The 15,195-nt window shown below is 64.4% G+C and carries 11 protein-coding genes; 3 read left to right on the forward strand and 8 right to left on the reverse strand.

All coding sequences use genetic code 11. The annotated features are described in order from the left end of the window. Positions 1-159: 159 nt before the first annotated feature. A complete protein-coding gene (locus D1F64_RS15230) occupies positions 160-2,493 on the forward strand; it encodes a bifunctional diguanylate cyclase/phosphodiesterase (RefSeq protein WP_117413111.1) in 2,334 nt (777 codons plus the stop codon). A gap of 56 nt (positions 2,494-2,549) precedes the next feature. Here the strand turns inward: D1F64_RS15230 and cueR are convergent, their stop codons facing one another. The 6 genes from cueR to D1F64_RS23490 all read right to left on the reverse strand — a co-directional run bounded on the left by cueR (position 2,550) and on the right by D1F64_RS23490 (position 10,589). Next, positions 2,550-2,981 (reverse strand): Cu(I)-responsive transcriptional regulator, encoded by a 432-nt coding sequence (gene cueR, locus D1F64_RS15235; protein WP_117413112.1) that lies wholly within the window; start codon positions 2,979-2,981, stop codon positions 2,550-2,552. Positions 2,982-3,018: 37 nt separating this feature from the next. Beyond that, positions 3,019-3,906 (reverse strand): NAD(P)-dependent oxidoreductase, encoded by an 888-nt coding sequence (locus D1F64_RS15240; RefSeq protein WP_117413113.1) that lies wholly within the window; start codon positions 3,904-3,906, stop codon positions 3,019-3,021. Positions 3,907-3,987: 81 nt separating this feature from the next. Beyond that, positions 3,988-6,045: a nitrate- and nitrite sensing domain-containing protein gene (locus D1F64_RS15245; RefSeq protein ID WP_162901590.1), complete on the reverse strand. Its 2,058-nt coding sequence runs from the start codon at positions 6,043-6,045 to the stop codon at positions 3,988-3,990. Between the two features lie 166 nt (positions 6,046-6,211). After that, positions 6,212-7,177 carry a methylmalonyl Co-A mutase-associated GTPase MeaB gene (gene meaB / locus D1F64_RS15250; protein WP_117413115.1) on the reverse strand — a complete coding sequence of 322 codons (966 nt, stop codon included), beginning with the start codon at positions 7,175-7,177 and terminating at the stop codon, positions 6,212-6,214. A 49-nt stretch (positions 7,178-7,226) separates the two neighbouring features. Continuing rightward, positions 7,227-9,896 (reverse strand): pyruvate, phosphate dikinase, encoded by a 2,670-nt coding sequence (gene ppdK / locus D1F64_RS15255; RefSeq protein ID WP_117414635.1) that lies wholly within the window; start codon positions 9,894-9,896, stop codon positions 7,227-7,229. Between the two features lie 198 nt (positions 9,897-10,094). Beyond that, complete coding sequence (locus D1F64_RS23490; RefSeq protein WP_162901591.1) at positions 10,095-10,589, reverse strand: hypothetical protein; 495 nt, start codon at positions 10,587-10,589, stop codon at positions 10,095-10,097. Between D1F64_RS23490 and D1F64_RS15260 the strand changes: the two genes are divergently transcribed. Next, on the forward strand, positions 10,574-12,364 hold the full coding sequence (locus D1F64_RS15260; protein ID WP_117413116.1) for a tetratricopeptide repeat protein: 1,791 nt from the start codon (positions 10,574-10,576) through the stop codon (positions 12,362-12,364). The two genes, D1F64_RS23490 and D1F64_RS15260, sit on opposite strands and share 16 nt — an antisense overlap. 19 nt (positions 12,365-12,383) lie before the next feature. Further along, positions 12,384-13,271, forward strand: a complete 888-nt coding sequence (locus D1F64_RS15265) for a 4-(cytidine 5'-diphospho)-2-C-methyl-D-erythritol kinase (RefSeq protein ID WP_117414636.1) — start codon at positions 12,384-12,386, stop codon at positions 13,269-13,271. Between the two features lie 88 nt (positions 13,272-13,359). Here the strand turns inward: D1F64_RS15265 and D1F64_RS15270 are convergent, their stop codons facing one another. Further along, positions 13,360-13,716 carry a hypothetical protein gene (locus tag D1F64_RS15270; RefSeq protein WP_162901592.1) on the reverse strand — a complete coding sequence of 119 codons (357 nt, stop codon included), beginning with the start codon at positions 13,714-13,716 and terminating at the stop codon, positions 13,360-13,362. A gap of 126 nt (positions 13,717-13,842) precedes the next feature. Continuing rightward, positions 13,843-14,856: a polyprenyl synthetase family protein gene (locus tag D1F64_RS15275; RefSeq protein ID WP_117413118.1), complete on the reverse strand. Its 1,014-nt coding sequence runs from the start codon at positions 14,854-14,856 to the stop codon at positions 13,843-13,845. Positions 14,857-15,195: the final 339 nt, after the last annotated feature.

A 15,195-nucleotide genomic window follows, 5' to 3' on the forward strand; every position in this document is an offset into this window, starting at 1 on the left:
GCCCGGCCCTGGATTGCCTCTCGCGCGAGCGCTTGGCCGGATTGACCGTAAGTCAGCGTCTGAGTAACGCCGAAAGTTCCTTTGTCCATAGGTATTTATCAAATCAGTAAAAGGTGAGGTACTTTTCGGATAATCAGAAAAACTTAACGATCGCTCTATATGACTTTCCCTATGGAGGAGATGAACCCCATCAGTGTGGAAGCGCGCGACCCCTCCGCCGTGCCCGACGGGCTCGGCAGCCGGCGGGGATTGAGCGTGCGCATCACCACCTCGGTCGCGGCGCTGATGCTGATCGCGGTCTCGATCGCCATTGCCGGGCTGGTCTGGGCTGCCCGCAAGGCCGACAACTCCGCCATGCGCTACGAACTTAGCTTGTTGCGCAATGGGTTAGACGCCGAACAGCAGCGCATCGCCAAGGAAGTCGAGCACTACGCCGTCGGCGATGCCATCTACCATTTTGCCCACAGCCGCTATCGCGCCAACTGGGTGCACACCCATATTGCGAGCCGGCTGGCCGAGTCCTACAGCCACGACCTTGTCATGGTGTTGACGCCGCTGCGCCGGCCGATCTACGCCAACAAGAATGGCAGCGTCTGGGTGCCGAGCATCTATGACGAACTGCTTGCCGAGAACATCGACTACCTGGTGCGCGAAACCCAGTTCGCATTCGCCGAGCATGTCTACAGGAGACCCAGCAACAAACTGGTCTTCATGCCTGATTTCACTGGCAATATTGACGCAGCCTACCGCTCGACGTTCCAGTTGGTCGGTGGCGTTCCGGCGCTGGTGACGATCATGGCGATCGCCCCGCTCAGCGCCAATGTCGCACTGCTCGAAGGTTTGCCGAGCACCCTGGTCACCGTGCGTTATGTCGACGACGCCTTCCTGCAGCGAATCTCCACGGTCAACCGGCTGATGGACCTGCACTTTGTCGCCGGCGCCGAGAGGACTGGGAATTCCGAAAGCGCCCTGCCCCTTTACGACAGCAAGAGCAAGCTGCTCGGCCATCTCGTGTGGACGCCGAGCAAACACGGCTCCGCCATGATGGATGAGGCCGGGCCGATGATGGTGCTGGCGCTCTCGGTCATCCTGCTGCTCGCCGTCGGCGTCCTGCGCCACGCCCACACATCGACCGTCCGCCTTGCCGAAAGCGAGGCTTTCGCGAAACATCAGGCCCTGCACGACGATCTGAGCGGCCTGCCCAACCGGGTGCTGTTTTCCCGCCGCCTCGAAGAAGCGCTGCTGCAGGCGCGACGCACCGAAACCTGCCTCGGCGTGGTCTATGTGGATCTCGACCACTTCAAGGAAGTCAACGACACGCTGGGCCACTATGCCGGCGACGAGTTGATCAAGGCGGTGGCGCGCCGCCTGCAATCGTGCATTTCTCCCGCGGACACCGTATCGCGCATCTCGGGCGACGAATTCGCGCTGCTGGCCGTCAGCCGGCACGACGTCGCCGGCGTCACCGACGTTTGCCGCAAGCTGGAAGCCGCCTTCTCCGAGCCCTTCACCATCGCCGACCAGACCCTGCACACCAGTTGCTCCATGGGTGTCGTGATTTCCAGCGGCGAAGGGCACACGCCGGTTGAGCTGCTGCGCCGGGCCGACATCGCGCTGTACCGCGCCAAGGCCGACGGCCGCGGCCGCTATGTCCAGTACGAGAGCAGCATGGACGACAAGCTGCGGCTCAGCCGGCAGATCGAGCGCGAGCTGCGCACGGCCCTGGTCGAAGATCAGTTCGAACTCCTCTACCAGCCGCAGGTGACCTCGGACGGCGCCACGACGGTCGGCGTGGAAGCCCTGATCCGCTGGAACCACCCCGAAAAGGGCATGCTTTCGCCCGGCCACTTCATGCCGGTCGTCGAGCGCTCGGACCTGATGTGGCAGATTGGCGCCTGGGTCATCCGCACCGCATGCCGGGCGGGCCACGCCTGGCCGGGTCTGTTGATCTCCGTCAACGTCTCGCCGGCGCAAATTCGCCACGCCGACTTCGCAGAGCTGCTGCGAACCATCCTGGAAGAAGAGAACTTCGACCCCCGCCGCCTGGAACTGGAAGTAACCGAGACCGTGGTCATGGACCACACCCACGCCGCCATGCGCGTGTTCAGGGAATTGCGCGAGATCGGCGTTCGGATCGCCCTGGACGACTTCGGCACAGGCTACTCAAGCCTCAGCTACCTGCGGCGCTTTTCGTTCGAAAAGTTCAAGATCGACCGCTCGTTCATCACCTCGGTCGAGACGGAACCCGAAGCCGCCGCCATTGTGCACACGCTGATTGGCCTGGGCGACGCGCTGGGAATGCATGTGACGGCGGAAGGTATCGAAACCCAGGGCCAGCATCGCTTCCTGCAAGCCGCGGGCTGCGAGACGCTGCAGGGTTTCCTGTTCTCAAGACCGGTGCGCGAGGAGATCATTTCCGCCAGGCTTCGCGATGAAGCGGAAACCGACTCCAACGTGACCCCGTTGGAACGCGCCGAATCAAGCGTCGCCTGATCAGCCTCCAACACCCCGACATACAAATCTCCGACCGAGCAAGGATCGGCTGGCGCCTAACGTGTCGGGGCCGGCGCGGTCCCAAGACCGTCGGAACGCATCCCCAAGCCCGCCAGATCATCAAGAATCGGACAGTCGGGCCGGTCGTCGCCATGACACGCCGACACGAGACTGGAGAGTGTCTGGCGCAAGGCCTCGAGTTCGAGGATCTTGGCGTCGATGTCATGGATGCGCGCCTCTGCCATCGTCTTCACGCTTGCGCTCGCCCGGCCCTTGTCCTCGTAAAGCGAGAGCAACTGCCGGCAGTCCTCAATGACAAATCCCAGCGAACGAGCCCGGCGCAGAAAGCTGAGCTTGTGAACATCGCGCGCGGCATAGTCGCGATAGCCATTGCCCCGGCGCGCCGGGGTCAGCAATCCGATGTCCTCGTAATAGCGGATGGTTTTCGGCGGCAGGCCCGAAATCTCCGCCGCTTCACCGATGTTCATTGCGCATGTCCCGTCTGTTGACGCAGCGAAGGGCCGCTCAGGCGTCCGCCATGTTGCGGGCCTCCAACTCCAGATATAGGGCGGAATGATCGAGTTCCGAGCCCCCCAGTTCATGCACGAGTGAATAATAACGGTCGCGCATCTGCCGGCTGAGCGGAAGATCGACGCCGGCTTCGCCCGCCGCCGCCAGCACGTTGTCGAGATCCTTGAGCTGCAAGCGAGCGGGACCGCCGGGTGCAAAGTCGCGATCGACGATGCGCTGGCCGTGCAGGTCCAGAATGCGGCTCTCGGCGAATCCGCCTCGAATGGCGTTGCGCACCGCGGCCGGATCCGCACCGCCCTTCTCGGCAAGAAACAGCGCCTCGGACACGGCGCCAATCGTGATACCCACGATGGCCTGGTTGCACAGCTTGGAGAGCTGACCGGTTCCATGCGGACCGATGCGGGTCACACGCCCCATGGCCTCCAGCACGCCGCGCGCCGCCTCGATGTCTTCGATTGGGCCGCCGATCATGATCGCCAGCGAGCCGGCTTCGGCGCCCGCCGTGCCGCCGGACACGGGAGCATCAAGATAACGCAATCCGCGCTCCGCCAGCCGTGCGGCAAGGTCTCGCGCCACCGACGGCTGAATCGAACTCATGTCAATGAACAGGGCGCCCGGCTTCGCCGCATCGACCGCGCCCTGATTGAAATAGAGGTCGGCGACGGTGGCACCGTCGAAAACCATGGAAATGACGATATCGGCGTCCGCGACCGCATCCGCGGGCGTTGACGCCACCCGCGCACCCGCTGGCGCCAGCACCGCGGCCTTGTCCGGCGTCCGATTCCAGGCACTCAGCGAATATCCGGCGCCGAGGATGCGCCGCGCCATCGGCGCACCCATCAATCCTGTTCCCAGAAACGCCACTTTCGGACGGTCCGTCATCGCATGTTCCTCCGCCTGCCTTGATGCGGTCGAACATGGCGGCAGTGGCGGCCACTGTCCAGAGGCCCCGGAGCGCTCCACTCAGCCGGTGCGCACCGTTGCCACGAAGCGGTCTGTCTCGGTGCGCAGATCGGCGGCGCGTGCGGCCATCATGCCGGCAAGATCGCGCACCTTCGCCGCGGCCGCGCTCGAATCGCCAGCGGCCTGGCCGACCCCCGTGATGTTGCCCGTGACCTCCTCGGTTGCGAGAGCGGCCTGCTGTATTGTCGATGCGATTTCACGCGTCACCACGCCTTGCTCCTCGACGGCGGCGGCGATCACCGAGGCCATGCCGCTCAGATCCTCGATGGCCCGCGTCACCTCCTCGATCGAGGCGACAGAGGCATTGGTCTCGCCCTGGATGACGCCGATCTGCGAGGAAATTTCCTCCGTCGCCTCGGCGGTCTGCGCGGCAAGCTGCTTGACCTCGCTGGCGACCACCGCGAAGCCCTTGCCCGCCTCGCCCGCCCGCGCAGCCTCAATCGTGGCGTTGAGCGCCAGCAGGTTCGTCTGTTTGGCGATCGCCTGGATCAGCCCGAGGATTCCGCCGATGCGCTCGACGGACCCCGACAGGGCGCGCACCCGGCCGACCGATTGCGCCGCCGCCGCAGACGCCGCCTGCGCCTTTTCCGACGACAGCATCGCTTGGCGGCCGATCTCGTCGACGGAACCGCCCATCTCCTCCGTCGCGCTGGCCACCGTCTGCACGTTGACCGACATTTCCTCCGACGCAGACGCCACCGCGGTCGACTGGTTGGCGGTCTGCTCGGCCATGGCCGACATGCCCTGCGAGGCCAGTTTCAGCTCGTTGGTCGTCTCACTCACCGAAACGATGATGGCACCCACCGCGCTGTCGAAATCGTTGGCAAGCTTGTTCATTGTCTCCCGTTTGCGCTCCTCCTCCCGAGCGGCGGCCGCGTCCGCCTCCGTCTCCAGGGCCGTCTTGGCGATCGCGTTGTCCCTGAAAACTTCCACAGCGCGGGCCATACCGCCGATTTCGTCGTGCAGCCGTCTTTCCGCGATATCGATACCAACGTCGCCCTCCGCCAGCAGACGCATGTCGACAGACAATTTGCGGATCGGCGTGGCGATCGATCGGGCGATCGCGATCGACAGCGCGGCGAGCGTCGCCAGCAGCAACCCCAAAGTCGTCGCGACCATCAGGAACGCCGATCTGGCGACGGCGGCGCCGGCCTGAGCGGCAGCGACGATGTCGCGGGCGAGCACATCCTCGACACGTTTTAGCTCGTCGATCCGCGCCGTGCTGGCGGCGAACCATTGCGGTCCCGTCACCGCCGAGATGTCACCACCGAACGGCGCGGAATAGGCGAGGTCGCGCATCTCCTGGACGCTCTCGGAAACCGGTCCGTCGAGCACCGTCGCGAGCAATTCGCCGGCGCCCTTCGGCGCGTTGTCGCGCACCATCTCGAAATAGCTCGTCTGGGTCGCGCCGAGACCGACAAAACGGCGATAAATGGCCGCGTCGAACGTGCCGGAACCGAACCCGTTGGCGCCCATCGCGCGCTCGATGCCGGCGTGTTCCTTGCCCTCCAGCAGCGCCGAATAGGCAGTCAGACTGCGCACCATCCGCCCCTTGTCGGCAATCGTCGATACGCTTTTGACCATCGACAAGAGGTTGCCGATCAGCCGCGTGTAGTAGCCGGCCACCTCGCCGACCACGATCCGCCGGCCATCGATCTCGCGCCGGGTCTCGTCAAGCTGCGCGAGGATGGACTGTGCGCGCCCGAAGGGCGCCGAAAACGCCGGGTAGTCGAGATCGCCACCAGCGCGCGGGACAGCGCCGCGGAACCGGGCAAGCGCCGCGTCCGTCTCGGCGCGCTGGGCCGTCAGGCGGTCGATGAACGCGCTACCCTTGGCGCCAATGAAACCGGCGGACGCGCCACGTTCCTTCTGCAACTCATGCGCCAGACCCGAGACGATCGGAGCCAATTCGACGACACCGGCGATAATCCTGGCCCGCACGGCGTTGCCGCGCTCATCGACAAGACGCTGTATGCCGAGAGCCACGAGCGCCACAGACGGGATCAGGCACAACACCGCGATCCGCAGTGCAATGGAAAACCTGGAGAAAATAACCACGGCGGAGCTCCCAATGAAAAACCTCATTGAAATATCCGTTTAAATTGCTAATTCTTTCCTTACCGATGCCATGCAAAAATTCCAAGGTGAAGTTTCAATTAAGAAAACATGAAATATAATCGACATGCATCTCCACGATGCGTAATAATGTCGCAGTATACGAAAGTTATTGTACGGCGTTTCGACTGTCAAAACGTTGGCGCAATTCGTCATCAACCTGGCGTATTACCTGAAACGGATGATCGCCATCGGCCCAGTGTGCCGGTGCAGCGAGATCAGCACGCGCCAGCCCTTCGCTACCCCAGCGCTGGCGGATTGCGTCAATAATCCAGGCGCGAGCCTGGCCGGCGCGCCGACGCTCAAGCTGATCCTCACCCGCGAGCCATGCCCGATGCGCCTCGATCGCCTCCGCAAGGTCTTCCAGCCCGTCGCCGCTCGAGGCGGACAGCAGAACGACGGGCGGTTTGAAGCCGGTGGGCCGCGCCAGCGTAAGCGCGCCCTCCACATCGGCCCGCGCGCGCCGCGCCGCCTCGCCCATGTCCGCCTTGGTGACGGCGAAAACATCGGGCATCTCCATGACGCCGGCCTTCATGAATTGCAGGGAATCGCCGGAACCGGGCTGGATGCACAGGACCACCGTGTCGGCCACATGCGCGATGTCGGCTTCCGACTGACCGATGCCGACCGTCTCGACGATGACCAGATCCATCACGGCGCGCATCACCACGACGGCGGCAATGGCGTGATCGGAGAGCCCGCCGAGCCGGTCGCGCGCGGCCATGGAGCGCACGAAGATGCCGTCGTCCTCGGGATCGGTGGCAAGCCGCGTGCGGTCGCCCAGCAGCGCGCCGCCGGAGACCCTTGAGGATGGATCCACCGCGATGACGCCGACGGTCTTTCCCTGTGCCCGCGCCTGGCGGATCAACGCATTGGTGAGTGTGGATTTGCCGACGCCGGGCGGCCCTGTGAGCCCCAGCACATGCGCGCGCGCGGCTGACGCCGCCTTATCGAGGAACAACGCAAGACCGGCGCTTCCCTCGGCGGTTTCCACCTGAGCGAGGGCGCGCGCCAGCGCCGGCTTGCCGCCGGCGCGGACCGTCTCGATATCGGGGACGGCGTCGGTTGCACTCATCCTTGCGCCCTCCCCGATGGTTTCATCAGCCGGATGCTCCGGCGTCCCTTCAGCCCTTGCGCGCCTTCAGCGTGGCCTGGGCGGCGGCGAGCCGCGCGATCGGCACGCGGAACGGCGAGCACGACACATAATCGAGCTTGACGCTTTCGCAGAAATCGATGGAAGCGGGATCGCCGCCATGTTCGCCGCAAATGCCGAGCTTGATGTCAGGACGCTGCGCACGGCCGCGCTCGCAGCCGATCTGGACCAGCTCACCCACACCCTCGGGATCCAGCGAGATGAACGGATCCTGGTCGATCAGTCCCTTCTTCATGTAATCGCCAATGAACGAGGCGGCGTCATCGCGCGAGATACCGAAGGCCGTCTGCGTCAGATCGTTGGTGCCGAAGGAGAAGAACTCCGCCGTCTCGGCGATTTCCGCGGCCCGCAGGCAGGCGCGCGGCAGCTCGATCATCGTGCCGACCTGATACGCGACCGTGACGCCAGTCTCCTGCGCGACCGCTTCCGCCATGGCGTCGATGCGTGCCTTGACGAAGTCGAACTCCGGCTTGAGGCTGACGAGCGGCACCATGATTTCCGGCACCACTGGCTCGCCCGTTGTCTTGGCGGCGGCAACGGCCGCCTCGAAAATCGCGCGGGCCTGCATCTCGGCGACTTCCGGGTAGGTGATCGCAAGACGGCAGCCCCGATGGCCAAGCATCGGATTGAGCTCGACCAGAGCATGGGTCCGGGCACGCAGACGTTCCGGATCGACGCCCATGACCGAGGCCACTTCGGCGATCCCCTTCTCCGTCTTGGGCAGGAACTCGTGCAGCGGCGGATCCAGCAGGCGGATGGTCACCGGCAGACCGTGCATGATCTCGAACAGCTCGGTGAAATCCTGGCGCTGCATCGGCAGCAGCTTGGCCAGCGCCGTGCGCCGTCCGGTCTCCGTCTCCGCCAGAATCATCTCGCGCACGGCGATGATCCGCTCGTCGTCGAAGAACATGTGCTCGGTGCGGCACAGGCCGATGCCTTCGGCACCGAAGTCGCGCGCGTGCCGCGCGTCGGTCGGCGTGTCGGCGTTGGTGCGGATCTTCATCCGGCGCACATCGTCGGCCCATTCCATCAACTCGGCGAAGTCGCCCGACAACTGCGGTTGCAGCATCGGCACGGCGCCGGCAAGCAACTCGCCTGTTCCGCCGTCGATCGTGACGATGTCGCCCTTGTTGAAGGTGCGGCCGCCCGCCGTCAGCGTCTCCTTGCGGTAGTCGATGACGATCGACCCGGCGCCGGACACGCAGGGCTTGCCCATGCCGCGCGCCACCACGGCCGCATGGCTTGTCATGCCGCCCCGGGTTGTCAGAATGCCCTGCGAGGCGTGCATCCCGTGGATGTCCTCGGGGCTGGTTTCCACCCGCGCCAGGATCACCTTCTGCTCGGTGCCCGCCAGTTCCACCGCTTCGTCGGAGGTGAACACGAGCTGACCGGACGCCGCGCCGGGCGAGGCCGGCAGGCCGGTTGCGACAATGTCACGCCGGGCCGCGGGATCGATCGTCGGGTGCAGAAGCTGATCCAGCGCCGCCGGATCGACGCGCAGGATCGCCTCTTCGTGACTGATCAACCCTTCGTCCGCCATGTCGACGGCAATCTTCATCGCGGCCTTGGCGGTGCGCTTGCCCGAACGCGTCTGCAGCATCCACAGCCGGCCGCGCTCGATGGTGAACTCGAGGTCCTGCATGTCGCAATAATGCTGCTCGAGCTTGTTGCAGATCTCAAGGAACTGGCCAAAGGCCTCCGGCATCACCTTTTCCAGGGACGGCTTGTCGGACTTGGCCTCGATGCGCGCCGCTTCGGTGATGTTCTGCGGCGTGCGTGTGCCGGCAACCACGTCCTCGCCCTGCGCGTTGACCAGGAACTCGCCATAGAGCGCATTTTCGCCGGTCGAGGGATTGCGGGTAAAGGCGACCCCGGTGGCCGAGGTGTCGCCCATGTTGCCGAACACCATCGCCTGAACGTTGACGGCTGTGCCCCAGTTCGCGGGAATATTGTAGAGCGCGCGGTAGGTGTTGGCGCGCGGGTTCATCCACGAGCCGAAGACCGCGCCGATCGCGCCCCAGAGCTGCTCGCGGGGATCCTGCGGGAACGGCTGGTCCAGCTCCTCCTCCACCAGCGCCTTGTAACGCTCGATGACCTGCTTCCACTCGTCGGGCGACAGGTCCGTATCGAGCGCGTGGCCCTTGCCTTCCTTGAAGATGTCGAGGATTTCCTCAAACGCGTGATGCTCGACGCCGAGCACCACGTCGGAGTACATCTGAATGAACCGGCGATAGCTGTCGTAGGCGAAACGCGCGTCGCCAGAAGCCGCTTCCAGCGCCAGCACGGTCTGGTCGTTGAGCCCGAGATTGAGCACCGTGTCCATCATGCCGGGCATCGAGGCCCGGGCGCCCGAGCGCACCGAGACGAGCAGCGGGTTGTCCTTGTCGCCGAACACCCGGCCGGTCATGTCGCCGATCGCGGTCAGGGCCGCGTCAACCTGCGTGTCCAGATCGGCGGGATACTGACGGCCATTGTCGTAGTACCAGGTGCAGACTTCCGTGGTGATCGTGAAACCCGGAGGTACCGGCAGACCGAGATTGGACATCTCAGCCAGGTTGGCGCCCTTGCCGCCCAGCAAGTCGCGCATCTCGGCGGCACCCTCGGCACGTCCATCCCCGAAACCGTAGACCCATTTGGCCATCATTTTCGTTCCTTTTGATCCAATCCAGCGCGGTTGGTCGATCGCGCCGCCGGAAATCGACATCGCTTTCCGGCATTCCACCCGATCAGTCCCAACGCACCCGGGCAAACCTTGCGCGTCTCGCGCGATGCTGGCCGGCCCAAACGCGGCAGTCTTGCGTACAGCGGATACGCGGCGACGGTCGCCCCCTGCGACCCGTCACCGCAGTGCAATGCAATGCCAGACCCGGCAAAACAAGGGGAACTGACATTTAGCGGAAAAATGACGCACCTGAACGGCGAATATCCAGCCGGAAATCAACGCGACGCGGCACCACGGCATCCGCATGAACGTCGTACGCAGACGCCACATCGCTGAAGCAGGCGGCAAATTCTTGCCGCTGAGCCACAAAAGCGCCATGCTGAACGGCGATGCACCCGGAGAGTGAGAAAGACTGTTGAATGACCCTGCGGGGTGGCTGATTCGGCGGCGCTTTCCCGCACTCCGTCTTACGCCTTTGGTGGGTCGGCTTGACCATTGCGCGGCGATGCCTGGCGGCATTCCGCGGGCCGCATTGTTGAGATTCTGGAAACCGTACCGGAGCAATCCGATGCGGACACGCAGCATCCTCAAGCGTTTGGCCGAGCCAGACCCTATCATGATGCGATATTGCGCGATTCGCGCTTGAGCGAGGTTCCATGGCTGATCCGACAATCGCCCTTCTCTCCGGCGCCCCTGTTTCCGGCTTGGCGACCCGCAAGGCCGGCCCGCTGGTGCGCCTGGCCGCCATGTCCGCCATTGCCCTTCTCGGCCTCCACGGAGCAGCCTTCGCGGAAGCAAAGGCAGAAACCCCCGCGGTATCCACGTATCCGATTTCCTTCTCCGGCAGCTACCTGGCCGCCCGCTTCGCCAACAAGAGCCGTGATTTCGCGGAAGCGGCCACCTATTACGCCGACGCGTTGAAGGCTGATCCCCAAAACGCTTTCCTGCTCGATCGGGCTTTCACCCTGAAGCTTGCGAACGGCGAGATACCCGAGGCCCAGAAGCTGGCCGAACAGCTCATCGGCATTGACCGCAACAACCTGCTCGCCCGGCTGACGCTGGGAACCGCCGCGCTCAAGGAACGGTCCTTCGTGGCCGCGCGCAAGCATCTGTCGCAGACGGGCCGCGGGCCGCTCCCGGAATTGACCGGCAAGCTGCTGTCCGCGTGGGCGCTTGCCGGCGCCGGCAAGACAAACGAAGCACTGGAGTTGATCGATACGCTGCAGGGGCCGGACTGGTATGCGGTCTACCGCGCCTACCATGCAGGCATGATCCTGAATCTCGCCAACCGCAGCGAGGAAGCCGCGGCCCGCATCGCGGCCGCCTACAAGGCCGATCAGGGCGCCTTGCGCATTGTCCAGGCCCGCGCCCGCATGCTGGCGCTGGCGGGCGAAAAGGACCAGGCGCTCGACGTCATCGCCCAGTTTGAAAAGGGCTTGCCGGGTCATCCGCTCATGGACGAGACCAAGGCCGTGATCGCGGCCGGCCGCGTACCGCCGCCGATGATCGGCTCCGCCCAGGCGGGCGCCGCGGAGGTGTTGTACGGTCTTGGATCGATCCTCGGCCGCGACGGCGGCGACGAATACCCGGCCGCCTACCTGCAACTGGCGCTGCACCTCGATCCGAAAGCGGAACTGGCGATGATGGGTCTGTCGGCACTGTTCCAGCAGCTTGGCGACCACGAACGGACCATCGAGATCCTCAGCAAGATTCCGGAGACGTCGCCGCTCAAGCATCGCGCCGAGATCGAGATCGGCATGAACTACAACGCATTGGACAATATTGACCAGGCGCGCGCGCATCTCTCCAAACTGGTGGAGACCACGCCGCCGGATCTGGACGCGCTGACCGCGCTGGGAACCGTCCTGCGCAGCCATGACCTCTTCGATGAGGCCTCCAAGGTCTACACCCGCGGCATCGAGACACTGGCGACGCCCGAGGAACACCATTGGCCGCTCTACTATCACCGCGGCATCACCTACGAGCGGACGGGCCGCTGGAAACTGGCTGAGGCGGATTTCCTCAAGGCGCTTGAGCTGTTTCCCGACCAGCCGCTGGTGCTGAACTATCTGGGCTACACCTGGGTGGACAAGGGTCTGAACCTCGACGAGGCGCTGGGCATGATCCAGAAGGCCGTCGAGCTGCGGCCCAACGACGGCTATTTCGTCGACAGCCTCGGATGGGTCTACTACCGGCTCGGCCAATACGACAAGGCCGTCGCCGAACTCGAACGCGCGGTGGAGTTGCGGCCCGAGGATCCGATCATCAACGATCATCTGGGCGACGCCTACTGGACGATCGGACGCAAACTTGAAGCCACCTTCCAGTGGAGCCACGCGCGTGATCTGAAACCGGACGCCGACGCCCTGGCTGAAATCGAGAACAAGCTCAAGGTCGGCCTGAACGGCAAGGCCCCCGTGCCCATTGTCGAGAAGAATGGCGGCTGACCGGCCGCCGATATCCGACATGGACGATGGGTCTGGAAGCGGCGCGGCAACGATCGTCGCACGCGCGAAAATCAATCTCGCCCTGCATGTGACCGGCCGGCGATCGGACGGATATCATCTGCTCGACACGCTCGTAGCTTTCCCCGATTTCGGCGACAGGCTGAGCGTGGAACCCGCCGAGGCCCTGTCGCTGACAATCACCGGTCCCTTCGGAGCCGGTCTGCCGGCCGATGAGAGCAATCTCGTGATGAAGGCGGCAAGGCTGCTGGCGAACCGCGCGGACGTGAAAACCGGCGCGCGGCTGGTTCTGGACAAGAGACTGCCTCTCGCCTCCGGCATCGGCGGCGGCTCCGCCGATGCGGCGGCGGCCTTCCGGCTGCTCAAGGACCTCTGGCGCGTCGATATCACAGTCGCAGAAATGTCCGCCCTGGCGCTGGAGATCGGCGCCGACGTGCCGATGTGCCTGGCATCCAAGCCGCTGATCGCCCGTGGCATCGGCGACGACATCACCCTGCTGCCGCCGCTACCCGACGCCGGCATCATTCTCGTCAATGCCGGCGCTGCCTTGTCGACGCCCGCCGTCTTCAGGCGCCTGGAAGACCCGGACAATTCGCCGTTGCCCGCCATGCCCGACCACTTCGACGGCGCGGACGCCCTGTGCGACTGGCTTGCAGCCACCCGCAACGACCTCGAAGCCCCGGCGACTGCTCTGGCCCCACAAATCGGCAAAGTGCTCGCGGCCCTCGGCGCGCGACCGGAGGTGATGCTGGCCCGCATGTCGGGATCCGGAGCCACCTGTTTCGGGGTTTGCCGGTCAGCCAGGGCGGCAACCGGTGCGGCCGCGCGGCTTGGCCACGACCACCCGCACTGGTGGGTCCGCGCGGCGGCACTCTGCACACCACGCTGAGACACGTGTCGGTTCCGGCGGTGCGTGGAGGTTGTGTTCCCGGCGCCGCAGTCAACGAGAGCCGGTTTGTGTAATCGGGCCCGAGGCCCTATTTCACCGTCACCCGAACGCCATCGGAAAAAATTGAAAGCTGCTCTGTGCCGGTCTTCCGGGCCTTGAACCGGACTCCCCGCGCGCCCACGCGCTTGTTGCCGCACGATTTGCTCTGAACGGTCCCCGCGCCACCATCGGAAAATACCCCGAGCTTGGATCGCGGCAGACCGCGGCGGACATGGTCCCAGCTGGGAACCGTATTGTCGCAATCCGCGTTGCGCACGCCTTTCAAGACGATCGATTCACCAACCTTGAGCGTCACCCACCCTCGATACTTGATATCCGCCGCAAGTGACGTTGCCGAGCTGCACAGGAACAAAGAAAAAGCAGCAAGCGCGACCTTCAAAATCATTGTCCAACGCCTTTCCATCTACGCTCAATTCAAAAAAGCTAGGCGGCATGTCTCCCAGTATCAACAAAAAAACGCCGCCCGGCGGAACCGGGCGGCGCTTGAATTCCGGTCAGCGGGCAGCCGCCTTCAGTGAACGCGTTCGATGCAGAAATCGACCACGTCGAGCAGTGCCTGCTTGTGGGGAGATTTTGCCAGAGGCGCCAGCGCGTCGCGCGCGACCGCGCCATAGTGGCGCGCACGCTCCACCGTGTCTTCCAATGCGCGATGCTCACGGATCAATTCGATCGACCGCTCCAGATCCCCGTCCTGAATATCGCCCTGCTCGAGGCAGCGCTTCCAGAAGGCGCGGTCTTCGTCGGAGCCGCGGCGGTAGGACAGCACCACCGGCAGCGTGATCTTGCCTTCACGGAAATCGTCGCCTACTTCCTTGCCGAGATCCGCGCTCTTGCCGCCATAATCCAGGGCATCGTCGACGAGCTGGAAGGCGTATCCCAGGTTCATGCCGTAGGACCGGCACGCCGCGCGCTCAGCGACGCTGGCGCCCGCGATAATCGGTCCGACTTCGGCGGCGGCGGAAAAAAGCGCCGCCGTCTTGGCCTTGATCACCGCCAGATACTCATCCTCGGTCGTCTCGGTGTTCTTGGCCGCGCCCAGTTGCAGGACCTCGCCTTCCGCAATGACCGCGGCCGCATCCGCGAGCACGGACAACGCCTCCATCGAGCCGACTTCCACCATCATCTTGAAGGCCTGACCGAGAAGAAAATCACCGACCAATACGCTGGCCTGATTGCCCCAGAGCTTGCGCGCGGCCAATTTGCCGCGCCGCAGGTCGCTCTCATCGACAACATCGTCATGCAGCAGAGTCGCGGTGTGCATGAACTCCACCGCCGCCGCCAGCCGCACGTGGCCGCTGTCGCCATAGCCGAACATCCGCGCGGTGGCGAGCGTCAGCATCGGCCGCAGGCGCTTGCCGCCCGAGGAGATCAGGTGGTTCGCGACCTCTGGAATCATCTCCACATCGGAGCCGGCCTTCGACAGGATCAACTGGTTGACCAGCTTCATGTCGCTGGCAACCAGCGCCACGAGACCGGCAACTCCGGTTTCCTGCTTCTTTTCTTCGAACGAAACGACGACGCCCACTCTCATATTCTCCGCTTTACCGCGCTCGTGGCGACAATAGGGTCCCTACCATGACCGGGCAAGCCGATCCATGGTTCAATTCGCCACGGCGGGATTGCCGGGGACGCCGCCCCGCCTGTTCGCCCAACAAGGATGCCGTGCGACTGGCGGCATCAGCCGCGGGCGCGCCCACGCGGCTGCAGAGCATGTGGACACACACGAACGAATTGCCAATGGTATTGCCGATGGCGCACCGGCATATTTTTCTCGGTTCCGCGTATTCTTCCGTATAGGGTGTCTCACCGGCCGAATGGATGCAGGTGATTGTCGATCATCGCAATCCATAAAAGTGCCGAAGAC

This window comes from Breoghania sp. L-A4 (genome assembly GCF_003432385.1).
In the GTDB taxonomy this organism is placed as follows: domain Bacteria; phylum Pseudomonadota; class Alphaproteobacteria; order Rhizobiales; family Stappiaceae; genus Breoghania.